Origin of the sequence: Belliella marina, assembly GCF_042682445.1 — a bacterium.
GTDB classification, from domain to species: Bacteria; Bacteroidota; Bacteroidia; order Cytophagales; family Cyclobacteriaceae; genus Belliella; species Belliella marina.
This window is the reverse complement of record NZ_JBHUHR010000050.1, coordinates 54,310-76,995: the sequence shown is the minus strand read 5'-3', so window position 1 is coordinate 76,995 and position 22,686 is coordinate 54,310. Positions and strand designations below refer to the sequence as shown.

Annotated in this window: 20 protein-coding genes; 14 read left to right on the top strand and 6 right to left on the bottom strand. The window is 39.4% G+C overall.

Translation table 11 applies throughout. The features are described from left to right. Positions 1 to 481: 481 nt before the first annotated feature. Together ACFSKL_RS22580 and ACFSKL_RS22575 are read right to left on the bottom strand one after the other, a co-directional pair. A complete protein-coding gene (locus ACFSKL_RS22580; RefSeq protein WP_376889605.1) occupies positions 482 to 1,180 on the bottom strand; it encodes an SOS response-associated peptidase in 699 nt (232 codons plus the stop codon). A gap of 21 nt (positions 1,181 to 1,201) precedes the next feature. Further along, a complete protein-coding gene (locus ACFSKL_RS22575; protein ID WP_376889603.1) occupies positions 1,202 to 2,161 on the bottom strand; it encodes a YheT family hydrolase in 960 nt (319 codons plus the stop codon). A gap of 123 nt (positions 2,162 to 2,284) precedes the next feature. Between ACFSKL_RS22575 and ACFSKL_RS22570 the strand changes: the two genes are divergently transcribed. From ACFSKL_RS22570 to ACFSKL_RS22545, 6 genes are all read left to right on the top strand, one after another. Next, positions 2,285 to 3,961: a pyruvate dehydrogenase complex dihydrolipoamide acetyltransferase gene (locus ACFSKL_RS22570; RefSeq protein WP_376889602.1), complete on the top strand. Its 1,677-nt coding sequence runs from the start codon at positions 2,285 to 2,287 to the stop codon at positions 3,959 to 3,961. Between the two features lie 220 nt (positions 3,962 to 4,181). Beyond that, positions 4,182 to 4,724, top strand: a complete 543-nt coding sequence (hslV, locus tag ACFSKL_RS22565; RefSeq protein ID WP_376889600.1) for an ATP-dependent protease subunit HslV — start codon at positions 4,182 to 4,184, stop codon at positions 4,722 to 4,724. A gap of 112 nt (positions 4,725 to 4,836) precedes the next feature. Then, positions 4,837 to 5,052 carry a hypothetical protein gene (locus tag ACFSKL_RS22560; protein ID WP_376889599.1) on the top strand — a complete coding sequence of 72 codons (216 nt, stop codon included), beginning with the start codon at positions 4,837 to 4,839 and terminating at the stop codon, positions 5,050 to 5,052. Continuing rightward, the gene (locus ACFSKL_RS22555) at positions 5,025 to 5,366 is read left to right on the top strand and encodes a type II toxin-antitoxin system RelE/ParE family toxin (RefSeq protein WP_376889597.1); all 342 of its coding nucleotides are present in this window, start codon (positions 5,025 to 5,027) and stop codon (positions 5,364 to 5,366) included. The genes ACFSKL_RS22560 and ACFSKL_RS22555 overlap by 28 nt, the downstream gene beginning before the upstream one ends. 251 nt (positions 5,367 to 5,617) lie before the next feature. Continuing rightward, positions 5,618 to 6,283: a TetR/AcrR family transcriptional regulator gene (locus ACFSKL_RS22550; protein ID WP_376889595.1), complete on the top strand. Its 666-nt coding sequence runs from the start codon at positions 5,618 to 5,620 to the stop codon at positions 6,281 to 6,283. 157 nt (positions 6,284 to 6,440) lie between these two features. After that, the gene (locus ACFSKL_RS22545) at positions 6,441 to 7,760 is read left to right on the top strand and encodes an ABC1 kinase family protein (RefSeq protein ID WP_376889594.1); all 1,320 of its coding nucleotides are present in this window, start codon (positions 6,441 to 6,443) and stop codon (positions 7,758 to 7,760) included. 213 nt (positions 7,761 to 7,973) lie between these two features. Here the strand turns inward: ACFSKL_RS22545 and ACFSKL_RS22540 are convergent, their stop codons facing one another. Both ACFSKL_RS22540 and ACFSKL_RS22535 read right to left on the bottom strand, forming a co-directional pair. Then, positions 7,974 to 8,615, bottom strand: a complete 642-nt coding sequence (locus tag ACFSKL_RS22540) for a hypothetical protein (RefSeq protein ID WP_376889592.1) — start codon at positions 8,613 to 8,615, stop codon at positions 7,974 to 7,976. Positions 8,616 to 8,701: 86 nt separating this feature from the next. Then, positions 8,702 to 9,535, bottom strand: a complete 834-nt coding sequence (locus tag ACFSKL_RS22535) for an NmrA family NAD(P)-binding protein (protein WP_376889590.1) — start codon at positions 9,533 to 9,535, stop codon at positions 8,702 to 8,704. 288 nt (positions 9,536 to 9,823) lie between these two features. On the opposite strand from ACFSKL_RS22535, the gene ACFSKL_RS22530 reads away from it, so the two are divergent. From ACFSKL_RS22530 to ACFSKL_RS22520, 3 genes are all read left to right on the top strand, one after another. Further along, positions 9,824 to 11,773, top strand: a complete 1,950-nt coding sequence (locus ACFSKL_RS22530; RefSeq protein WP_376889588.1) for a tetratricopeptide repeat-containing sensor histidine kinase — start codon at positions 9,824 to 9,826, stop codon at positions 11,771 to 11,773. Positions 11,774 to 11,788: 15 nt separating this feature from the next. Further along, a complete protein-coding gene (locus tag ACFSKL_RS22525) occupies positions 11,789 to 12,430 on the top strand; it encodes a response regulator (protein ID WP_376889586.1) in 642 nt (213 codons plus the stop codon). 136 nt (positions 12,431 to 12,566) lie between these two features. Beyond that, complete coding sequence (locus tag ACFSKL_RS22520) at positions 12,567 to 12,962, top strand: hypothetical protein (protein WP_376889585.1); 396 nt, start codon at positions 12,567 to 12,569, stop codon at positions 12,960 to 12,962. 222 nt (positions 12,963 to 13,184) lie between these two features. Here the strand turns inward: ACFSKL_RS22520 and tssD are convergent, their stop codons facing one another. Further along, positions 13,185 to 13,649: a type VI secretion system tube protein TssD gene (gene tssD, locus ACFSKL_RS22515; RefSeq protein ID WP_376889583.1), complete on the bottom strand. Its 465-nt coding sequence runs from the start codon at positions 13,647 to 13,649 to the stop codon at positions 13,185 to 13,187. Further along, the gene (locus tag ACFSKL_RS22510; RefSeq protein ID WP_376889581.1) at positions 13,646 to 14,326 is read right to left on the bottom strand and encodes a hypothetical protein; all 681 of its coding nucleotides are present in this window, start codon (positions 14,324 to 14,326) and stop codon (positions 13,646 to 13,648) included. The genes tssD and ACFSKL_RS22510 overlap by 4 nt, the downstream gene beginning before the upstream one ends. A 403-nt stretch (positions 14,327 to 14,729) precedes the next feature. Between ACFSKL_RS22510 and ACFSKL_RS22505 the strand changes: the two genes are divergently transcribed. From ACFSKL_RS22505 to ACFSKL_RS22485, 5 genes are all read left to right on the top strand, one after another. Beyond that, positions 14,730 to 15,026 carry a hypothetical protein gene (locus tag ACFSKL_RS22505; protein WP_376889579.1) on the top strand — a complete coding sequence of 99 codons (297 nt, stop codon included), beginning with the start codon at positions 14,730 to 14,732 and terminating at the stop codon, positions 15,024 to 15,026. Positions 15,027 to 15,142: 116 nt separating this feature from the next. Then, complete coding sequence (locus tag ACFSKL_RS22500; RefSeq protein WP_376889577.1) at positions 15,143 to 15,724, top strand: hypothetical protein; 582 nt, start codon at positions 15,143 to 15,145, stop codon at positions 15,722 to 15,724. A gap of 1 nt (position 15,725) precedes the next feature. Further along, the gene (locus tag ACFSKL_RS22495) at positions 15,726 to 19,652 is read left to right on the top strand and encodes a hypothetical protein (RefSeq protein ID WP_376889576.1); all 3,927 of its coding nucleotides are present in this window, start codon (positions 15,726 to 15,728) and stop codon (positions 19,650 to 19,652) included. 100 nt (positions 19,653 to 19,752) lie between these two features. Further along, positions 19,753 to 20,409: a DUF1266 domain-containing protein gene (locus ACFSKL_RS22490; protein ID WP_376889574.1), complete on the top strand. Its 657-nt coding sequence runs from the start codon at positions 19,753 to 19,755 to the stop codon at positions 20,407 to 20,409. Beyond that, positions 20,406 to 22,667 (top strand): tetratricopeptide repeat protein, encoded by a 2,262-nt coding sequence (locus tag ACFSKL_RS22485; protein ID WP_376889572.1) that lies wholly within the window; start codon positions 20,406 to 20,408, stop codon positions 22,665 to 22,667. The genes ACFSKL_RS22490 and ACFSKL_RS22485 overlap by 4 nt, the downstream gene beginning before the upstream one ends. Positions 22,668 to 22,686 lie beyond the last annotated feature (19 nt).

The following is a 22,686-nucleotide window of genomic DNA, read 5'->3' as shown; positions in this document are numbered from 1 at the left end:
GATATTGCGGATTGAAAAAGTGAAGTAGGTTGCCGTTTAAAACCGAATAGTCGGCTCAGTCAATAAAAACACCCATTTACTGCGTTAAATTTTTGAGGGATAGCTTAGGCTATCCCTCAAAAATTTGCCTTGTAACTGGATATTTTTATTGATTTTGACTTTGTGATAACAATCGAACTCAGGTTAATAAAAAGTTTTTCAAATGTAGCATTTACATTTGAGGACATCCATGATGTCCAATAAAGTAATGGAGAATAGTAATTTGTCACTTCTTACCTGGTGTGTACCTTTTCTGTAATGTATTCAACAAAACAGGTCCTATCCTGTATGGAGCTATAGCGCCTACTTGGATTGAAAAACCATGATACAGCTTTCCGATTAATTCATAAAATACGAACTGTAATGCGTAATTGAGATAATTGGTAAATCTGTTGTTTGAAAGATATTCTGCTTGAGAAGCATAAATGTTCTCATTTAATCATTATCCAAATAAGGTGTAATTTCCAAACTGATCTGTCGGTGAAGTCTTTTTCAATACTGAAGGCGTATCATTCAGCACTTGATTGACCAAAGGGGAAACAGAGTAACTGAGCATTTCAGCAGCTTGGTATGGTTTGAGCATTTTGAGCAAATCCTCTTCGGAGGTATAGGGGTCTAGCCATTTTTTCTCGTTTTCTTTTGTTAAGATGACAGGCATCCTTTCATAGACATCTTTTACCAAGCCATTTGGTTCAGTTGTCAATATGAGGAAAGTATGGTTTAATTCCCCTTTTTCATTTTCAAACTCTTCCCATATCCCAGCAAAGGAAAAGAGACCTTCATCCAGCAAGGTAAATCTGTAGGGTGTTTTGGTCTTTTTCCCAATTCTTTTCCACTCAAAAAAGCCATCAGCAGGAATCAGACATCTTCTTTTTTCAAAGGAAGACTTAAAGGAAATTTTCTGGTTGATGGTTTCAACCCGGGCATTGATCAATTTCTGGGAAACAGGTTTGTTTTTTGCAAAGTCTGGTGTGATCCCCCAATAGAAAAAAGAAAAGCCTTTGGGGCTTTCTGAAGTCAAAACGGGCAAGAGTTGGGTGGGAGCTATATTATACCTTGGTTTGAAGTCACCGAGCATTTCTGCCTGGAACCTTTCTTCAAGTTCAGTTTTACTTTTATTGAGTGAGTATCTTTCGCACATGAATTTGATGTTTTGATAAATTTAAAGATCTGATGTTATAAATTCAAATGCCCTTTTTTCGGACCAATAGATTTCCTTGAGTTTTCTTGGGCTAAAACCGACATGGCCACCATGTTTGGGGAATTCCATCCATATGTTTGGCAATGAATTCCCAAGACTGGCAGGAAAGCATTCTTTGCTTAAAAACGGATCGTTTTGTGCATTTAAGATTAATGTAGGGATATTGATTTTGTCAAGGAAGTGCAGCGATGAATTTTGTTCGTAATAATCGTGTGCATCTTTGAATCCATGGATTGGTCCTGTGAAATGATCATCAAAATCTTTCAGTGTTTTTATTTTTCTAAGAAGATTGGCTTGGATTTCATTTGGGAATAAAAGGGATTTTTTGGCAATCTTTTCTTTTAGGGTTATCAGAAACCTTTTGGAATAAACCATATTTTCCCTGGAAGATATCTTCGTACATGAACTTTCTAGATGTAGGGGAACAGAAATGGCAACAGCTTTCTTTATTTTGGTCTTGCTTGTATGATTCTCCCCAAGATATTTGAGGGTGAGGTTCCCACCAAGACTAAACCCTATCAAATAGACTTCTTTGTATGCTCTATTGGCATGATTGATCACAGTATCAAGGTCATAGGTAGCTCCAGAGTGGTAAAAGATCGGTTTTTGGTTCATTTCTTCGCTGCATCCCCTGAAATTCCAGTTGACTACATCAAAACCTTTTCCGAAAAATTGATTGGCCATTCCCAGCATGTAGGGCCTCTTGCTATTTCCTTCCAGGCCATGGCTGATGATGAGTAGTTTGTCGTTCCCATTTTTCAGCCAGTCCAAGTCCAAAAAATCCCCATCTTCCGTCCTAATCCTTTCTCTTTCAAATGGTAATGAAACGACACTTCTAAATAGCCCAGGTACGATTGTTTGTAAATGACCATTGAATAACCATTTTGGATTGCTGTAATCTATCTTTTTAATTAAGGGCATTTTTATACTTTCTCGGTAATTTGATTTTTCTAATCATGAAAATACTATTATTAAATTTGAATAAAGACAATTTAAGAACTATTTTTGACCTGCTTAAAAATTGACTAGGATACTAAAAAGCTTATGGCCGAAATAATAAGAATGCCCAAGATGAGTGACACCATGGAAGAAGGGGTGATCGCAGCGTGGTTGAAGAAAGTAGGAGATGAAGTGAAACCAGGTGATATTTTAGCTGAAGTGGAGACTGACAAAGCTACAATGGAACTAGAATCTTATGAAGAAGGGGTTTTGCTTCACATCGGAGTAGAGGAAAAAGACGCAGTACCTGTAAATGGTGTGATTGCAATCATAGGTGAAAAAGGGGAAAATATCGATGACCTCTTGAAGGAAGCAAATGGAGAAGGAGGATCATCTTCCGCTCCAAAAGAGGAAAAGAAAGAAGAGAAAAAAGAAGAAGTAGCGGAGAAAGAGGATACGGAATCAAAAAGCACTCCAAAGGAAGAAGCTATCGATACCTCAAACATCAATGCCCAACTGATCACCATGCCAAAAATGTCTGACACGATGACAGAAGGTGTGATCGCTACTTGGTTGAAAAAAGTGGGTGATGAAATCAAAGCTGGAGATATCATTGCAGAAGTAGAGACTGACAAGGCTACAATGGAGCTTGAGTCTTACGATGACGGTATTCTTCTTCATATTGGTGTAGAAGCTGGTGAGGCGGTTGCCATCGATGGTGTGATCGCAGTGATTGGAGAAAAAGGAGCTGATTATGAGACTTTGATCAAAGCACACAAATCTGAAGGTGGCGCTTCCAAAGAAGCACCTAAGGAAGAAAAGAAAGAAGAGAAATCACCTGAAAAAGTTGAGGAAAAGAAATCTGAAGAGCCTGCAAAGTCCAGTGCCTCAAGTAATACCAGTACGGAAGAAGGCAGGTTGAAAGCTTCTCCACTTGCAAAGAAATTGGCTTCGGACAAAGGGGTGGATATCTCTTTGGTAAAAGGCTCTGGTGAAGGAGGGAGGATCGTGAAGAGAGACGTGGAAAACTTCGATCCAGCTTCAGTAAAAGCCCCAGCTGCTACACAAGCTACAGCCTCTTCGGCTCCTGCACTTGGTCAGGAATCTTTCAAAGAAGAGAAGGTTTCACAAATGCGTAAAGTGATTGCAAAAAGATTGGCTGAAAGTAAGTTCAATGCGCCGCATTTCTACCTTACCATGGAAATCAACATGGACAAGGCGATCGAAGCCAGAAAAAGCATGAACGAGATTGCTCCAGTGAAAATATCCTTCAATGATATGGTGATCAAAGCAGCTGCTGCAGCTTTGCGTCAGCATCCGAAAGTGAATTCTTCATGGTTGGGAGACAAGATCAGATACAATGACCATATCCATATCGGTATGGCTGTGGCTGTAGAAGAAGGTCTTTTGGTGCCAGTGATCAGGTTTGCTGATAGTAAATCACTTTCCCAGATATCCAATGAAGCCAAGTCTCTTGGTGGAAAAGCGAAAAACAAAGAATTGCAACCGAAAGATTGGGAAGGCAATACTTTCACCATTTCCAATTTGGGTATGTTTGGCATCGACGAGTTTACCGCAATCATCAATCCACCAGATGCCTGTATCATGGCAGTAGGAGGGATCAAAGAAACCGTGATAGTCAAAAACGGTCAAATGGTAGTTGGAAATCTGATGAAAGTAACCCTGTCCTGCGACCATAGGGTAGTAGATGGAGCTGTTGGTTCAGCATTCCTCCAGACTTTCAAAGGCCTCTTGGAAGATCCAGTAAGAATATTGATCTAATAAAATAGATAATCAATATATGTCAAAAAGTCCTGTTTCGCAGGACTTTTTGGTTTTTGTATGGTTATTGAAAGAAATACAATTGAAATAAAATCGAAATAAGATTGCTGCAAAACTGATAAACCACCATGAAGGAATGGTTTTCATTTTTATATTAGAAATCATGTTTCTTGATTTTCTAATCTTAAATCTTACTTCCTGTGTCTTACGTCTAAAAAAAATGGAAAAATTAAAATCAACCACCGTAGTGGCAATCAAGCATAATGGAGAAGTTGTGATCGGTGCCGATGGTCAGGCTACACTTGGAAATACTGTAGCCAAAAGTACAGTAAACAAAATCAGAAAACTCCAGGGAGGGAAAATTGTAACTGGATTTGCTGGTTCTACTGCGGATGCATTTACACTTTTGGAAAAATTTGAGGAGAAGCTGGGGGCTTTTGGAAACAATATGAAAAGGGCAGCAGTGGAACTCGCCAAAGAATGGAGAACAGACAGAATGCTTTCCAAATTGGAAGCCATGATGATCGTAGCAGATTCTCAGGATATATTGATCATCTCGGGAACAGGCGATGTGATTGAGCCTGATATGGAAATCGCCACGATAGGATCCGGAAGCATGTATGCACAGTCTGCTGCCAGGGCCTTGAAGAAGTTTGCTCCACAATTGACTGCAGAGGAAATGGTCAGGGAAAGTTTGGGGATCGCTGCAGATGTCTGCATCTATACGAACCATAACTTGGTGGTCGAGAAAGTCAATGGCTAACAATTGAAAGTCCCTTTGGGAAAAACAGCTTAGGTTTTTCCCAAAAGGACTTGTTCATATTAATGAGGTATTGTATTAAATCACTATATTTAATATCAAATCAAGAAAAATCATGAAAGTAGATTCACTCAAGCTTGGACTTATTGAAAGATTAATGAAGGTGCAAAAAACATCAACTCTCGTACGTATGGAAGAATTGATTACTAGAGCTGAGATGGAAGATAGGGCGGAGGAATCTTTAAATTCCATTTCTAATAAAGAAATAATTTCGATAGAGGAGTTCAAAAAAGAGAATCATAAATGGGTGAAGGAAAACCGTACAAAGTAGTGATTACGAAAGTTGCAATGCAGCAATATCAAAATCGAGTTTTACCTTATATTTTTGACAACTTTATTTTTGATCGTGCTCTAGAGATTGATGGAAAAATTATTGAAAAAGCAAGTACATTAAAAAATCATCCTAGTAGAGGTAGTCTTGAAAAATATTTAGCCGCATTTAAACAAGGGTTTAGATTTATCCTATTTAAAGAAAATAGAGATTTTGAGCTAAAAATTGTTTATTTCATTGATGAAACAGAAAATACAGTTTACATAACTGACTTTTTTCCTACCAAGATGCATCCTAAAAAGTTAATAAAATGATTTGTTTCATTTTCAAGTAGTTGATAATTTGAATTCCTTTTTGGTTTTGTTTAAAACCTATCAATTGCTCTTGAAGAGAATTGAAAATAAACTCTTTCGTCTTATTTTTAGAATTAACGTCTATTTGGTAAATTCCAGAAGGTAGGCTGAAATCAGTTTTAAAAATCTTTTGGTTATCCATTTAATTTTTCAGCCTTTTCAAAACTTCGTATCGCTTTTATAGGTTAACATGTTAGCAAACAAAAAGCATCATGGAAAAAGCAACTGCCAAGAAAACCACAAAAATAGATATCAAAAGTAAAATCGTATCGGGCTATGTTCATCATGTTTTGGAACATGGGCAAGAACCGGTATCTGTTTTCAAATTTGCAAAGGATCTCAAGATGAAAGAAGAAGATTTTTATAATTACTTCACATCTTTTGAAGTCATCAAAACAGCGGTTTGGATAAAGCTGTTTGACGATACTGTGGAAGGTGTTGAGGGGCAGGAAGTATACAGGGAATATTCTTCAAGAGAAAAGTTATTGGCCTTTCTGTTTACTTGGATTGAGGAATTGAAGAAAAATAGATCCTATCTATTGGCATTGTATGGGAATAAAAAGGATGTAAAAAGCCTACTTCCGACTGAGGTGAAAGCTTTCAAATCAAAGTTCAAAGATTTTGCCAATGGGATTATTCTGGAAGGAAAAGAGACCGAGGAAATAGCCAGCAGGCCAATTCTCAGTGACAAGTATGACGAAGCTTTGTGGTTTCAGGTGTGGTTTGTTTTTCAGTTTTGGCTGAATGACACATCACCATCATTTGAGAAGACGGATGCTGCTATAGAAAAGTCCGTGAACTTGGCTTTCGATCTGATGGGAAAAAGCGCCTTGGATACCTTTATAGATTTTGCAAAATTCATGTACCAAAACAAATAGTATGATTATCAGCAATTCTAAAATGAGGTTTAAGCATAGCCTATAGATTTGCTGGGAATCGTCAATTGAACACAGATGAAAATGTTGGTTTCGAAATGCTTAGCCTCTAGGTTTTGGCAAGTTTTGAAACAGCTTATACATAATCAATTTTAAAAGCATGGATAGCAAGTTAAAAGAGCAGCAGAGTATTCCTACATCAAAAGTACAGAGGGCTGCCAAGTTCATCAGTACGGGTGCCAAAGTAGGAGGCAATTATGTGAAGCATTATGCCAAAAAGGTGGTGAACCCATCCATGACTAAAGATGAGCTCCACAATAACAATGCAAATGATATTTATAACTCTTTGAGTGAACTCAAGGGATCGGCATTGAAAGTGGCGCAGATGATGTCTATGGACAAGAATATTTTGCCTAGGGCTTATCAAGATAAGTTCACCATGGCTCAATACAGTGCACCGCCATTATCCTATCCATTGGTAGTGAAGACCTTTCAAAAATACTTTGGCAAAACCCCAGAAGCTATTTTTGATACTTTTACAAAATCTGCCGTAAATGCAGCTTCGATAGGCCAAGTGCACCAGGCAACACAGGGTGATAAAAAGCTCGCCGTAAAGATCCAATATCCCGGAGTGGCAGATTCGGTAAGCTCGGATCTGAAGCTGGTGCGCCCATTTGCATTGAGATTGCTCAATATGAATGAAAAAGAACTCGATCACTATATGGAAGAGGTAGAGGAGAAGTTGTTGGAAGAGACGGATTATACCTTGGAAGTGCAACGCTCAAAGGAGATTTCAGAGGCATGTTCCCATATTGAAAACCTCAATTTTCCAAAATACTACGAGGAACTAAGTGCTGACAGGGTGATTACCATGGACTGGATCGATGGGAAGCATATCAAAGAATGGCTCGAAACCAATCCCACTCAGGAAGATAAAAATAGGATTGGACAGGCTTTGTGGGATTTCTATCACCATCAAGTGCATAACTTGATGCAAGTGCATGCAGATCCCCATCCTGGGAATTTTATTATCCAAAATGACGGAAAATTAGGCATTATAGATTTTGGGTGTGTCAAAGTCATTCCAGAAGATTTTTACAAAGGCTACTTTTCTCTGATCAAAAGGGAACTCCTGATCAATGAAGATGAACTCAACGAGATTTTCTATGGGTTGGAATTCATAAGTGATAAGGATACCGAGGAAGAAAAGGTATACTTTAAAGGCATGTTCAAAGAAATGATTTCCCTACTCGGTAAACCTTTCCATGTGGACACATTTGATTTTGCCAACAACAACTATTTCGAACAGATATTCCAACTGGGAGATAGGATTTCCAATGATAAGATGTTCCGAAAGTCAAGACAGGCACGAGGGTCTAGACATGGGCTATATATCAATCGGACATATTTCGGTATCTACAACTTGCTCAATCAACTCGAAGCGAATATTGTCACCACAAAACCTGCTTGGTTGGAGTAATTGGGATGGTTTGATTTGGGGGGAAATAGCGACCTCCCCAAACCTGCAACCCTTTTTTTGAAAAAAGAATCTGTGACCCTACACTTTCAAGAAATAGGGCAAAAGAGAAAGGTGAAAGTTTGCCCCTTTCACCTTTCTTTATACTGAATTGCTTTTTCAAATTACATTTGGCGATTTGCTTTTGGTATTGGCCATTCCGACAAATGCTGTATTTTATTGTACAAACCCTTCTTTTCTCAATTCTAGTTTGAGAACATCAACATATTCTTTTGCAAAAGCTTCAATGTCATTTGGATTGAGAGTCTTTGACTGGGCAGACCAAAGTAATTTTAGGGTTTCAGCATCATAGAGATTAGTTTCCATAAAGTACTTTTTGTCGGTCTTGTAGTAGCCCTGATTCCAACCTGCTCCATACCAATGGTTGAAATAGCCGCCAAAGTTACCATAATATCCAAATCTGCCTATAGGTGCAAACCCAGGTCCCATGGGACCTCCTTGAACAAACCTTTCTTCTTCCTCGATATCTATCAATGTAATGGTCAGGATTGCTTCTGAGTTGTATGCCTGTATGGCTTCAAGAATTTGGTCTTTACTGGGTTCGTTGGAATCAAAAAAATCAGGAGAGAGCGCTTCTATACTTCTGGTTGTCACAATATTCCTGTTTTGAAGCCTAGATGCAAATTCATTTTCAATATTTTGCCTGATCTGTAAATTCTCCGTGAGGGCGGCGACAAACAGACTCTTGTATTCTGAATGGGCTTCATCTGACCTCCAGCTTGCCGTGATTTGTGTAGTCGGAGAACAACCCCATATCAAAATCACATTTATAAGGGTAATGATAATTGGCTTTTTCATGATGTCTTTGATTGATGAAACATGTGTTTTTCAATAGTGGTGGTGCATTGAAAATTGCAAAAGCTGTTCCAAAGTGGAATAACGGTTTATTTGGTGTGAAAGTGATGAAGGTTCTCAATGGTCCATTCTTTGAATGTTCTTGGAGGAGTCCCTAGGATTTGCTCCACTGTATTAGTTACTGTATAACCCACTGAAGGAGTGTTGCCATACCATTCATAAAGATATTCCATGGTTTCTTTGGGAAGCCCCCAATCTTTCCAACGTTTCTTTGTTTGATGCTCGTCCAGTTCAATAAATTTTACTTCTTTATTCAAAGCAACTGCAATTTCCTGTACCTGCTTTTTGGGCGTAAGCGTATCAGGGCCGGTCAATGTGTAGATTTGCTTTGAATGACCTCCAGTTGTAAGGATTTTACACACGACCTCTCCAATATCAGTTTCATTCACGACAGCAGTAGGCCTATCTCCAAATGGCTCTTTGACCTCACTGGATTCTTTAATAGATTCAGCCCAACCCAAAGCATTTGCCATATACTCTTGTGGCTGCAGTATTGTCCATTCTAGATTGCTTTTCTTTACTTCCTGTTCAATTGAGCTTTCGTTCCCCTCGCCATTCCACAGAACTGTTACACGCTTCACACCTGCGTTTTCAACCATTTCTATTATTTGTTTTCCACTGGAAAGGGGATTGTAATTTTCATCACCAAATGAAATCAGATGGATTCCCGTTATACCAACGAGAGCTTCTTTCAAAGTGTGGGGTTTGTTCAAATCCCCCTCAAAAACCTCAATATTTTTGCTGTGTTCAGTAGCATTTCTTGTGAGGATTCGCACTCGTTTTCCCAAGCGAAGTAGTGCATGGACTACTTGCGTTCCTATGGTTCCTGTTGCTCCTGTTACCAAATAAGCTTCTTCTTTCATATGACAATTATATATAGGTTATACACCAAGCATTTTCAATCTTGAAATAGCAGAATTGATGTCTTTAAAATCATTTTGACTCAATAAACCAACTTATAGGAAACATCGAAAGTTCCTGTTGATATGGTGCAATTTACCTATGACTATCTATTCTAATGACGGGACTGAGGAGATCATTTAAATGTGATAAAACGTAAAAATTTCATAAATAATCCATCTATTTTTATTTTCTTGCCGAAATTATCTGTTGATTTGACCTTACTTTCACCCACATTGCAAGCTTAAACATTGAAGACACTCATCCTTAGTTACTTTTTCGTATTGATTTCGGCCTACGCTGTGTTGGCACATACACCAGAAGAAGAATTGAATAATCATTTGGCAAAATATGCCCAATATGCTGCCACAGATCCTGAAAAAGCATGGTTTCATGCCAGAAAAATGTTGGAATTAAGCCAAGAATACAATTTGCCTGTATTCACGGCAAAGGCATACTATGCAATGGGAAACCTGTATTTTAAACAGGGAAAATATGATTCCACTGTAATCAGATTGAAAGCTGCAATCCAGCTGTTGGATAGCTCCAATGTCCAAAATGGAAAGGCGGTGGCCTTCAGCTTGATGGGCTTGGCATACAAGTATAAAGGCGATCTAAGCAATTCCATGCACTACCTACAGGAAAGTCTGAAATGGGCTCAGGAACTCAAAGAGGAGAGACAAGAGGCTAATGCTTTCCAGAATATTGCTTTGGTCTATTTCCAGCAAAAAAAATACATGGAAGCAGCCAATAACCTGGATCTTGCTGTCCAAATCTACCATAGGTTGGATGATTATGCAGGCATAATATCGACCAGGTTCAATTTTGCCAATATTCTCAAAGAACAAGGAGAGTTTGAAAAAGCCAGAGGCTTCTATCAAGAGGCTTTAGAGTATTATTCAAAAACTGAAAACTTAACAAAACAAGCCCATATCGAAATGAACTTGGGGCAGATGCTGGTAGAAGAAGGAAGGCACAATGATGCATTCAATTTGTTGCTAGAGACAAGGGGAAAACTCATCACCCTAAATTACACTGCAGACCTTGCCATTGTACTCAACGATTTGGGACTTTGTGCCAAGGCTATGGGAAGAAATGAAATTGCCTTGGGTTACTTTCAACAAGCTCTTGCCAAAGCCAATGACGATCTTTATTTTAAAGCTGACCTTCTCCAAAATATTTCGAACCAATATTTGAAGATGGGAAATTATGAAGCAGCCTTGGATTACTATAGCCAAAGTGTTGACAGTAGGGAAGCCTATAACTCATTGGAAAAAGAAAAGCACTTGGCAGAAATCCAACTTCAATACGAGGACCAATTGAAAGAGAATAAAATATTGTTGCTTGAGCAGGAAAAGTCACTTCAGGAAGCTGAAATTCAGAAGTCAGCCCTCTCATTGAAAAGGCAAAGGGTTATCCGTAATTTCATGATTGCTGTTTTGATGTTGATCGTCATCGGGCTTTTGGTTCTAAGGTATTTTTACCGACAGAAGATTGTTGCCCAGCAAAGGTTGGCAGAGCAACAAGAGGAGAATACGAGAAGGAAAACATCTGAAATTATCAAGGATTTTAGATTGAAAGCCATAGAACGCTACCAGGAAGGGCAGCAAGAAGAAAGAAAAAGGATCGCACGTGAGATTCATGATGGTATCGGGAGTGATTTGGCCGGGATCAAAATGGCTTTGGAGCATCATCTTGATGGAGCTCCGGAAGATACCCGGACCCAAAGGATATTGTTGGGGCTTCAAGATGCCTGTAAGGCTGTGCGATCGATTTCGCATCAATTACACCCACCTGCATTTACCCAGACAGACTTCTGCCTGTATTTGTCTGATTTTGTAGATGGGTTAACCGAAAATCTGTCGATAGAAGTGGATAAGATTTTTTACCCAAAACATGAAATAGACAAGCTTCCTGATGAGCTGCTTGCAGAAGTATACAGGATTGTGCAGGAATTATTCAACAACAGCATCAAGCATGCACAAGCTTCAATGATAGAACTTCAGCTAAATTTGCATGAAGCCTACCTAAATATCTTTGTCAGTGACAATGGGGTGGGGATGATTCCGAAAGTTGGGCAAAAAGGCATCGGCATGAGAAATATTAGGGAAAGGGTAGAAATGCTGAAAGGTAAGGTTGAGATAGACAGTTCACCAGGAAATGGAACCTCAATAAATATAGATCTCCCAGTTAACAGATAGATTTCCAAAAGAAAAATGAAAGAGTCTTATAATATAATAATTGCGGATGACCATGTCATGTTTCTCGACGGACTGCATAACATCCTCACTGAAATCCCCCAGATCAAAACCATCCACGTGGCCACCGATGGATTGCAAGTCATGCGTCTTTTGGCTCATTTTGACGATATTGATTTGGTGATCAGCGATATCAATATGCCGAAAATGAATGGGTTGGAATTGCTGTCTACAGTAAAGGAGAAATATCCGCGGGTGAAGTTCTTTTTGCTCAGTATGTTGGATGATATCAGGACGATCAATAAGGCTATCAGAAAACAAGCAGATGGGTATCTCCTGAAATTTGCAGATAAAGAAGAACTGAAATCGGGAATTGCTGAAGTATTGTTGGGGCAGCAGTATTATTCACCTGCAGTGAAAGCAAAATACATGGAGGGGGTTTTCAACAACAAATCCAACCAGGAAATCAAATTATCCAAAAGGGAAAAGGAAATACTAAAACTGCTGGCAGATGAATTGACTTCCAATGAGGTTGGGGAGAAACTTTTTATCTCGGTCAATACAGTGGAAACACATAGAAAAAACATCTTGCTGAAAACAGGTTCTAAGACAACCATTGGAGCAGTTAAGTTTGCCATAGAAAATGGCTATTTTGATTGAGAAAATATAAAGCCAAATCCCCAAGCCAAGCAGGTAAGGTCACGGAATACCATGAGATTTAGAATTCACGGGACTCGGTTAGCTGGCAGATTTTAGTTTCCAATAAATTTGTTTCCATAATCTTAATAAATAATTTATGGGACTTCAGGAAAAAAAAGCTGCTCAAACCATCAAGGATGAATATCTTGGTGCGTATCAAAAAGAACTTAATGAGATCGTAGGCAAAGAATTGCCTATTGAAATCAATTGGGATTCATTCAATCTCAATGCAATCAAATTTATCCCAAGTGTTTGCCTACAGAGAACTGTGGATGCATTTAAGGGACTTTGTTCTGACACTTTTGGCAAAGAAGCTGTTCAGGAGAGTATCAATTCCATCTCGGTAGACAATATTCCAGAAGAAGGAGCCGATACGCAAAAAAGCCTAAAGCTTGAAGATGGTGTTTTCAAGATCAAAGCCAGCTATGGTGGTCATTATAGCGGATTTTATACCGATGATGATATCAGAAAATATTTAGAAAACACTTTGTAAGGGAAAAGAGCTTGTCTCAAAAATCAATTTCGGTATTTTCTTGCCCAATATTGTTTTATGAAGCATTCCGGGTAAGGAAAAAGAACGATGGAAAAGGTGAAAGAAGTTGCTTCTTTCACCTTTCTCGTTTTTCCCGGAAGTATAGATTCACAGAATATTGTTTAATTGAAAAAAAGTGGCGTCTACTTATGGTACTGCCCCTTTTTGCTTCAGTTTTTTGGGCTATTCAATCAATACTTGCTTGTCGATAGTCAGCTCTTTCACCTTAAACACAAAGTTTGTGCTGTTGCGATAGTTAACCCCTTTCATATAGCTTTCATCTATGTTTTGGATTTGTGCCTTTTTGAAAGCCAACGTTTTCACGACATTTCTTTTTTCCAAATCCGTCACGGTAATTTCTCCATTGAGAATATCAGGATCTTGTGCTACCCATGCAAGGAATTTGCCGTCAGCCAAGCTGAAAAGACTCGCAGAAATGATCACTTCTTTTTCGGATTTGATGCTGTCAGAAGTAGCTGTTGCGGTTGTGAAGTAATAGTTGAAATGGTTGAGTTCATACTCCAGTTTGTTGTTGCCTTTTTCGTCCTGTAGGCGAAGCATGATTTTCATGTTGATTTCTTGCTGTGCCCAAGCAGACTGTGCCGCCAATGCAAAGATAAGACAGGCAATCATTTTAATAGTTTTCATAATAAGGATTCGATTTTAGTTTGTAATTTATTTTGGATGGTGTCTGGTTTGTTGGGATTTTTGAAAGGTATATAAATTGACAGCTTTCTCCCTTCCAACACTATGTTTTCCGATTCTTTGGCTATGCCAATTTGGATGGTGTCTACACCCTCCGAAAGTGCCTCCATCCCCAATGGGTCTTTACAAATTTCCACTATGGTGTCAGCCATGAGTTCTAAGATTGCTTTGAGTTGAAATCTTTCCAATGCAGTGTGCTCTGGACTTTGCTCTAGGGTGATTTGTAGTGGTGTTTTGGCTTCTTGGGATAAAAGGCTGACCTTTTCCTGTACCAAGGCCTTCAATTCAAGGTTGCTCGGCGCCTGGTTGTTTTCCAGAAAGAAAGCCAAGTTTCCATCAGAGAGTGCCCAAAGGTATTTGGAAGATTGGTGGATGTTTAGGTTTTGGATTCCGGCAGTGCTGATATATTGTAAGCTCACTTCTGCATCTACAATTTCAGCAAGTATGAGCAACCCTTCATTTGGATTATACTTTACCAAATGGCCTGAGAAACTATTCCCGGCATGGTTGTAAATGGTAATGGATGGCAATTCTTGACTTTCGGTGATACTTTCCATCAGTTTTTTGAAAACCATGTCAAGAGATAGAATAGGTAAGTTTAACAAGTCGCTGTATTTCATATGGTCATGTTTTTTTTGTTGTCATATAGCCTGTATTGAGCAGGTCTGCCTTGGCCAGCAGGCAGGCTCTATTTCATCTTTTATATTTCTATAATCTACTCCACAAAGATGCTAAGCAAATAATGCTATAAGTTCACTGGATTCCGGTATATCCTGAATTCATGGTCAGCGGGTATGTATGCAAATTATGCCTTGATTAGATTTGGCATTCTGTTGCGAAATCGAGCAGATAAATTAAAAAATATAGGTATCCGCTAATTTGCCAGAAAATAAATAACAAAGGCATAATGTTGAGGATAATCGTCGACTCTTACGTGTCATGGCGTAGTTCTTCCGTTTAACTCCAGGCGTTATTTGTCTACTGGCTTCATTGCGTATAATCCTATAAAAACATATAAATCAGATGACTTACGGATATACAATTCTCGGCATGGTAGTCTCGATATTGATTGCGACATATGCATGGTTGATGTATGTGTTTATAGCCAGTGCTGGTAAAACTCCAATGAAAAGGTGGCATGGGCAGATCACCAACTCCGGGATTTATTCTATTCCTGTATCCGGTGTGGTTGCTGCCATTTTAACATATCTGTTTTTCAGGCAAAACTTTTCTTCTTTCGGATACCTGGCAGTCTTGCTTCCTGCGGCTGTTTTGGGGATGTATCTGGCTTTTCTTTTTTATTTGGAAAAATCCCGGTGAAGTGATCAAATGCTGTTTACTCACGGAATTCCGGTATATCTACAATTCACGGCCATCGGTTAAAAGTTAACAATATACTGTAGGTAGTTTTGTACCAACCAAATACATAGAAGACCATGGAAGAGAAAAAAATCAATAAACTGGTAGCCAATATTCTCAAAGCGAAAGGTTTGAGTGAAGAACAATTGGAGACTTTGGAAAATGTCGGTATTTATGGCAAAGAAGATTTTGAGATTGTCAGTGATGCAGGCACTTTGAGCGAGATTCTTTCTTTGGATATAGAAGTCAGTCAAAAAGTGATGGAGTGGGCAATGGGCAGATCCCTGACAATACAATCAGGTACGCAAGCCATACCTACCCAGCAGGAAGCAACTACCCCTATCATCGTGGAAGGTTCGGATGTGGTGAAGTGTGTGCATTGTGGTACACGCCAGCCCAAAGACTATAAGACCGGGGACTTGTGTCTTTCTTGTGGCAACCAAGCTGAACCGGTACTCAACTGTCATTGGTGCCTGTCTACTGGGCCGGGAAAATTCTGTCGCTCATGTGGATCTGAATTTGTAACCTCCTCAGATTATGAGATTGCTTTGTTGCTGAAGAGGGAAGGGGAATCCAAAAATAGTATTGTCAACATGATCAAATCACTCACACCTCAGGAAAAAGAGAATATGTGGGCTAAAATAAGGAAATCAAGATAAAATGGCATCAGCGATTTATTGCGATCAGTGTCAATGCAAGCAACCACATGATTGGCAGGCAGGTGATGCCTGTATTTCATGTGGAGGTGTGGTGAGAAAAGAAGTCCGCTGTACTTGGTGCGTACAGTTGACTCCCCATGCAAAGTTTTGTAAACACTGTGGTAGCGAAGTCCATGAAGATAGGTTTTTTGGGCCGGCAAGAATTCTAAAAAGTCTGGGAGTAGATCAGTTTGAGCTACCCGCAAAACTCAGGGCACTGGATGAAACCAAATTAAACCAGTACCAGCAACAGTACAATCAGCATTATGCACTTATTGAAAAAACTGTTCAAGAACTAGAGCATCTTGAAGATCTTTTATTGATAAAAGGTAGGGCTAAGTACCGCAGGGTAGAAGAGGAGTTGCTTGAGAAAATCCCGTTTAGCCAGGATCAGATCGATAAGTTCCATGAGTATGAAGGCAAATACTTGGATAAATCTCCTGACAAGCTAATGATCACGGCAGACCATCCATCCAGGTCGGGTGCAGAACTTTCTTTGGTTGCCGATTTGAGAAGGATGCCACCTTATGGAAACTATTATAGTTCACAGTTTTTTGTCGGAATAATCATAGAATATTCCATTTGGAACAAATCATGCCATCCCCAAGAATTCGCATTGGTGCTGTCGCATCCAAATTGTTTTTTCCATAATTTCAGATGGGATCTTTTTTTGGATCCGGACAACCATTTCTTAGAGCCAGGAAAAACCATTCTGGAGATGTTGGTTCCCTTGTTGGTGCAGGCAATGGAAACCTCCTATTTGCAACCTTATGCGGCAGTAGCACTTACAAATTTATTGATCAATACCAGAAATACAGATTGGCCTGAATTTGAAAGGTATGAGTATCTAGCAAAAGAGGCTTCAGATCATCCTGATGTAGCATTGCAACTTTCAGTAGCATTGCTGTATAACGACCTAGACAAGGTTTCTAAAATTGCCAAAATTGATTCTGATTGTGGTGGCTATGCTTTTGAGTGGTTGCTGGATAGACATAGACCGGAATTGGAAACTGTAGCAAATGATGCAGTATTAAATGATTTTCAGCTCAAGGTAATCGAGAAGAAGCAGAAAATAGATGTTTCAGAACATAACTATGACCTGCAGGTATGGGAATTTGACAAAAGCCAACTGATCAAGAAATGGAACAATAAATTTTCTAAATCTGTCCTTACCGGTGTCTCAAAAGAAAAAATCCGTGAATGGGAGACTCAAAAAGAGATGGAGTTTGCACAAATGGAAAGCAAGAAGCCATTTGATGCGAATTACGAGTCGGATTATAAAGTTTTGTCAGCTTTGTATGTCCAGCGCTTGTTGGATTATGGGAAGTTTTCCAATGATACATCTCTTGATGAAAATGATATCCCGTTGTATATTCGGTTGGTTTTGTTTGTTCTTCAGTATGGATCTTTTACGCAGGAGCAATTGGATACCCTTTTGGGTTATGGGGAAAAAATAGGCAGGAATGAACTTTCTGGAATCATTTTGTCCTATCCACCACAGAAGGATCTGAATTACTCCAAGCTATATGCCATCGTTTTTGATGATGTTTCCTGTTACTCAGACTATGTTGCAGGGTTTGACAGGATGACATCTTTGGGGGAAATAATTGATTCAGGACACTATCCACACCCACATACCATCAACAGGCTTTTTGGGTTTTTGGATATTCATATCTACCAGATTGTATCCAAGGACGGAGAAAACCGCAATAAGGTAATCGATTTCTTCAAAATCCTTTTTAAAGCAGAAAATATATTGTCATACACTGCGGCGAAATATTGGTTTGGGAAGACTTTTGACAACAGCAATGCCACTATGTCCGAATGGTTTGCATACACCGCCGTTGCAAAAGGTTTTTTTGCTACAAATTCGTTTTACTACCTCGAAGATTCTGGAAAACCTAAAAGTTTTGCCCTTGGAGATGGCTTGATTGAAGATTTCTTTGACAATAGTTGGAGAAAATTCATCGATACTTACCAGGAGTATTCTTGTGCCATAAGCCAGATGGGGTCAGGGCCGGTTGATTTGCTGGTGAATTGGGTAAATAGCAATCCTAAGTTGCTGGCTGACCAGTTCTCAAAGAACTTGGATTGGGCTATCGAAATGATTGCGTATCAGCGGGAAGCCTTCTTTTCCAATAGTCCAGTTATCATGGGTATCCAAGATAGTGCTGGGAATTTTCCCTTGATCGAAGCTTTGGGCCATATAGAATGGGGGATGGGGGAAGTTGGCCTGTACTCACTGCGTCCAGGAGTATATGAATATGAGCAGCCTGAAAAATGTCTCATCAGGTTTCATGATTGGCTCAGTGCAGAGAATGGCAAAAACCTTTATAGTCCAAATTTTGAAAAGTATGCCAAGCAATTTTTCAATTTCAGTGAGACCAAGAGGATTCCAGTATGTATGATCGGGTTTTGGATCAAAAACGGTGCGCCTACTTCTCATAATAAGGAAATACAGGATTTTCTCAACGAAAGGTTTGCGGCATTGGTTGCTAGCCATGGTGGTAAGGAATTCCCGAAAGTACTGAAAGATGGGAAGCTTTTCCAGTTGAGTGGACACTACATCATTGAAGAAGTCATGCAGGGATTTGAAAATACCATTTCCTATGCAATAGTGAATTTCAGATATGGTCTTGAAATAAAGGCCAACAGGTTTTTGATCCATGCCTTGTGTGATTACCTACATGGGCATCACAAAAAGGAGAAGCTGGAAGCAAAAGAATTGGAGCTGTTTGTGAATGTGTTGATCTATATGGTAAGGCATACTGACAACAAGCCCCAGACATTGGATAACTGGGCCAGCTATGTACTGAAGGTACTGGTCTCTATTGGAGGATACATCAAGGATAAAAACAGCCTGTTGAATGCCTTGCTGGAATTTCAGGATATCCACTACAGTGTACAGGAATTGTTGTATGATAGTTCCAAGAATGCAATGACCCAATACTTGGAAGACGAACCCGAGAATGCTTGCATTACCTATTATCATTATGTGGAAACAGCCATTTTGGAAAACAAAAAGGCTTTGTATTGGGTGTTTGAGATGCTGGAGGAAAGAAAATCCCTACTCTTGGATGCCATATCCCTCAACCAACAACATACTATAGTGTTTGTTGAAAAGGTTGTCAGGCTCATGTCACTTCCTTCAGTGCTTTTCAAAGACAACAGCATTCTGAATGGCAAAATCCAAAAGAAGCTTGATTTGCACCTGCTAGATTTGCTGGACTGTTTACCACAGGATAGCGCAAGTGAATACCTAGTTGATCTATTGAATACAGCCAAGGAAGATGGGGTTTTCAGTGGGTCGGTTCGCATAAAAGTCAATGATTGGATCGAAAATTCAGGACAACCTGATGATTTGGAAGAAGAGGAGGTAGTAGAGACCTCAGCAAATGTATGGGACTCTGGACATACCCCTGATTATGCGGGTGAAGAAGTTGAAGAAATGCACTTTGGCGTAGAGCAAATAAGTTCTTTTATGGCAACCTTTAGCGCAACTTCAGAAAAATTGAATTCCCTGATCGACCACTTGCCATATTATAAAAAAGACAAATCCAATAACCCTATTTTCCTTTCCGTGCTGATAATGAAGCAGGCCGAAATTATGGAGTTTATCGGCAAAGACATGGCATTGGGGTTGAAGCTGTATCAGAAAATTTATGAAATGCTTTTGGATCCTGTATGTGCTCCTGATGGTCCATTTTCGACTTATAGTCAATTGGGGGCGATCATCTTCCAGCAATACCTACAAGGTTCAATCTTTTCATTCCAATACGAAATGGCAATCCAGGCAATGTTGGAAGCAGGAAATTACTCCCCAGCACATTCTGAATTGCTCAAGGGAATAGTCGAACAGCTTCGCCAAAACCAGACTTCCAACACATGAAAGCGAACCTGCCTTCCCGAAGCAGACAGGTTCGGGACAGGCTATCCCGTATCCTTCGTCACGGGAAAAGTTATGACCATTGAAAAACAATTATAATCATATGAATCAAGAAACGCTAGAAAAGAAATTGTATCAAGGGTTAAGCCTTTCAGCATTGATGCTCAACGCACTCGGTGGTCAAAGTGACCTTTCATTGTCGGGGTTTGAAAATCCTGATCGGGCGGTTTTCAACCATTTGATGCGGTTTCTGAACAGCAAGGGGATCTTTCATGAACAAAGTGCCAGAAAAGTATTGATAGAAATATTGAATGACAATGGTCCAAACAATAAGTTCATGGATCAACTTCGTGTTTATGATACTTTTTCCGAAGCGGATTTTATGACTTATATCGAAGCTACTCGGGACTCATTTTCCAGCAAAAGTGCACAGATCGTATGGATCAATAGGGTGAAGCTGAGAAAGGTTGGCATCAGGGGGTATGACATCAGTTTGTACATTTTGCTCAGCAGACTCTCTTTTACCTGTGGGTTGATTTCAGACAAGGAGCTGACCAGGAGAGTACTGCACATTCTTCCCATTGCCGCTTCCCTGTTTTCGAATTGGCAGGAATACAATGACAATGTCATCTTGGGCAACCATTACACTACCCCTACCATGCAGCTGGATTCAATGGAAATATTGCCCTCCAACAACCTTTATGCTGCTTGGCACAGAATGATGCAACAGGAAGGAATAGTGCATCCATTTAAATTTTGAAAATTAATAGCAAAACCATGTTCAACAACTATATCGCCTTGGCTTATAAAGCTTTCGAAAAATCAGATTATGGAGCTATGAGGCATGCTTTGGAAGATGCAGAAAACCATGTGCAGGAACAGGATGCAAGCCAAGAGGTTCTTTTGTCCCGTGCCTGGCTGAAATGGATCGGAAAGCAATGCAAAGGCCAAGAACTTTTGGATAGCTCCAGGATTCAGATCAATAGATTATTGACACATGATGCCTTAGAGGGTGATGATTTCCTTTTTTTGATAAACGAAGCTTGTGAAATATCCCTTGAGCTGATTGATCAGGGTTTGCAATACGCCCCTGATCATGTTGGATTGACTAAATGCCTTGGGGATTATTATGTGCAAAGCCTAGATTATGCCAATGCCATAAGTTGTTTCCAAAAAGCACTGCTTTGTATTCCTGATGATACTACTACAATCTTAAAATTGCAAAAATGTTGGTATATCCGCATTCAGGAGCTAGAGAATTTGTTCTTGGAGGATGAAAGTAAATCGGTGTTTTTTGAATTGCTCCCCTTGTACAAGCAGACTTACCAACCTGATAAGATATCCAAATTGATCACAGAGATGGAAAGCCATGCTTGGTTGTCAGACAATGAAGTATCGGACCTTTGGGCGATCTGTAATCTGCAGCAAAACAGGATGGATCAAGCCATGAAAATATGGGGAGTTCTGGAGAAGCAAAAATCAATCAAGCAAGAAAGTGCATTGATCCTTTCCAAGATATATTTACAGACAGGGAATCCCAAAAAAGCTTTGGATTTACTTGGTTTATTTGCTTGGGAATTTGGACAAAACAATGTAAAGACATTGGATAAGGTTATGCCTTTGGATCATGAAGCTATAGCGAAGCAGACTTTTGTTTTGAATGCGGGGATATTGATGGCGACCGTATTGATAAATACAAAAAGCATAGGGGAGGCTGATGCCATCATTGATGACATGCTGAAAACTTTCCCGAATGAACCTAGGCTCTGGTTGCTGAAAGCCGAAATCCAAAGTGAGTCACAAAACCATGAAAAGATTTTTGACAGCTTCGCACAAAGCAAACTGAATAGTGGAAGTCCTCTCCAAATAGATGAGATGAAGGCATTGCATTTTTTCAGAATGGGAGAATTCCAAAAAACCGTTGATGTGATGGAAAGCCTCAAAAGATCCAGTCAGCCCAGTGCCCAAGGTAACTACATCTTAGGTTTGGCATATGAAGAGCTTGGGGAAAAAGAAAAGGCAATAGTGCCTTTGAATAGCTGTATCGGACAATTTACCACTAGAGTAGATCGCTTGCAGGCATTACATTCCCTGCTTTTGATTTATTTGGACAAAAAATCTTTCGATGATGCCATCAGGATTCTTCAGGCAATGATAGCATATTTCGAGGATGGATCGGAGAATCATATAAAATTCTCCTTAATGCTCGCCGAAATTTACTATCATAACAAGGAGGCTACCAATGCTTCCAAACTATTGATTTCCCTTCACAAAAAGGAACCCTTGCAACGGCCTTATTTGAGTTATTTGGAAGTATTGTTTGCGCATGATTTTGGAAAAGAGTCTGGTGTGGAAATGGAGCCCGTAAGTGAAAAATCACTGATTGAAGACCCAAAGGATGCCTTTAAGCACTATCATAATGGTATGGTATACTCCTCGCTGGAAAATAATATCAAAGCCTCTAAAAGCTTTGAATTGGCTGCCGATGGAGATGTGGCTTTGAAGTCATACTATAGGGTGTCAATGCATAAGGCCTATCTTGAATCCTCATTTGATGATTGTATCAGGATCTATCACAAGCTAAAAACTGCATTCCCCATGGACTTTGAAGACCATTATGATGCTATTTACACCTTTGCCATTTTTATGATGGAGCAAAATGAGCAAGTCATTCAAGAGTATAACAAGCTGCTTTATACCTACCCAAAATTGTATTCGGGTAAAGACCTTGTCAAAATATGGTCAAATACCCTGAGTAAAGCTTACTTCAAACTTGGGCAGTTTGAAAAGGCCAAAAGGTATATCGGGATGAATTTAGGCAGGTTGGAATCTTTGGATGAGTATTTTATGATCATGCTGAAAGACATTGCTGCAAATACTTCTGAAGACAAGAAATTGGAGTACTACTTTTTGCTCGACATACTCCATACTTGGAATTACAAGTTGACAGATCAGGAAAAATTGGATTATAGCCGGATCAAAGCTGAACTTCAAGCCGCTGTTGTTTCCCCTAATTGATATGTGTTTATTTTTTATA

What these genes read in the sequence shown, in the direction of transcription:
- ACFSKL_RS22580 (WP_376889605.1), bottom strand. Translation starts at nt 1,180, where the DNA reads ATGTGCGAAAGATACTCACTCAATAAAAGTAAAACTGAACTTGAAGAA.
- ACFSKL_RS22575 (WP_376889603.1), bottom strand. Translation starts at nt 2,161, where the DNA reads ATGCCCTTAATTAAAAAGATAGATTACAGCAATCCAAAATGGTTATTC.
- ACFSKL_RS22570 (WP_376889602.1), top strand. Translation starts at nt 2,285, where the DNA reads ATGGCCGAAATAATAAGAATGCCCAAGATGAGTGACACCATGGAAGAA.
- hslV (WP_376889600.1), top strand. Translation starts at nt 4,182, where the DNA reads ATGGAAAAATTAAAATCAACCACCGTAGTGGCAATCAAGCATAATGGA.
- ACFSKL_RS22560 (WP_376889599.1), top strand. Translation starts at nt 4,837, where the DNA reads ATGAAAGTAGATTCACTCAAGCTTGGACTTATTGAAAGATTAATGAAG.
- ACFSKL_RS22555 (WP_376889597.1), top strand. Translation starts at nt 5,025, where the DNA reads ATGGGTGAAGGAAAACCGTACAAAGTAGTGATTACGAAAGTTGCAATG.
- ACFSKL_RS22550 (WP_376889595.1), top strand. Translation starts at nt 5,618, where the DNA reads ATGGAAAAAGCAACTGCCAAGAAAACCACAAAAATAGATATCAAAAGT.
- ACFSKL_RS22545 (WP_376889594.1), top strand. Translation starts at nt 6,441, where the DNA reads ATGGATAGCAAGTTAAAAGAGCAGCAGAGTATTCCTACATCAAAAGTA.
- ACFSKL_RS22540 (WP_376889592.1), bottom strand. Translation starts at nt 8,615, where the DNA reads ATGAAAAAGCCAATTATCATTACCCTTATAAATGTGATTTTGATATGG.
- ACFSKL_RS22535 (WP_376889590.1), bottom strand. Translation starts at nt 9,535, where the DNA reads ATGAAAGAAGAAGCTTATTTGGTAACAGGAGCAACAGGAACCATAGGA.
- ACFSKL_RS22525 (WP_376889586.1), top strand. Translation starts at nt 11,789, where the DNA reads ATGAAAGAGTCTTATAATATAATAATTGCGGATGACCATGTCATGTTT.
- ACFSKL_RS22520 (WP_376889585.1), top strand. Translation starts at nt 12,567, where the DNA reads ATGGGACTTCAGGAAAAAAAAGCTGCTCAAACCATCAAGGATGAATAT.
- tssD (WP_376889583.1), bottom strand. Translation starts at nt 13,649, where the DNA reads ATGAAAACTATTAAAATGATTGCCTGTCTTATCTTTGCATTGGCGGCA.
- ACFSKL_RS22510 (WP_376889581.1), bottom strand. Translation starts at nt 14,326, where the DNA reads ATGAAATACAGCGACTTGTTAAACTTACCTATTCTATCTCTTGACATG.
- ACFSKL_RS22505 (WP_376889579.1), top strand. Translation starts at nt 14,730, where the DNA reads ATGACTTACGGATATACAATTCTCGGCATGGTAGTCTCGATATTGATT.
- ACFSKL_RS22500 (WP_376889577.1), top strand. Translation starts at nt 15,143, where the DNA reads ATGGAAGAGAAAAAAATCAATAAACTGGTAGCCAATATTCTCAAAGCG.
- ACFSKL_RS22495 (WP_376889576.1), top strand. Translation starts at nt 15,726, where the DNA reads ATGGCATCAGCGATTTATTGCGATCAGTGTCAATGCAAGCAACCACAT.
- ACFSKL_RS22490 (WP_376889574.1), top strand. Translation starts at nt 19,753, where the DNA reads ATGAATCAAGAAACGCTAGAAAAGAAATTGTATCAAGGGTTAAGCCTT.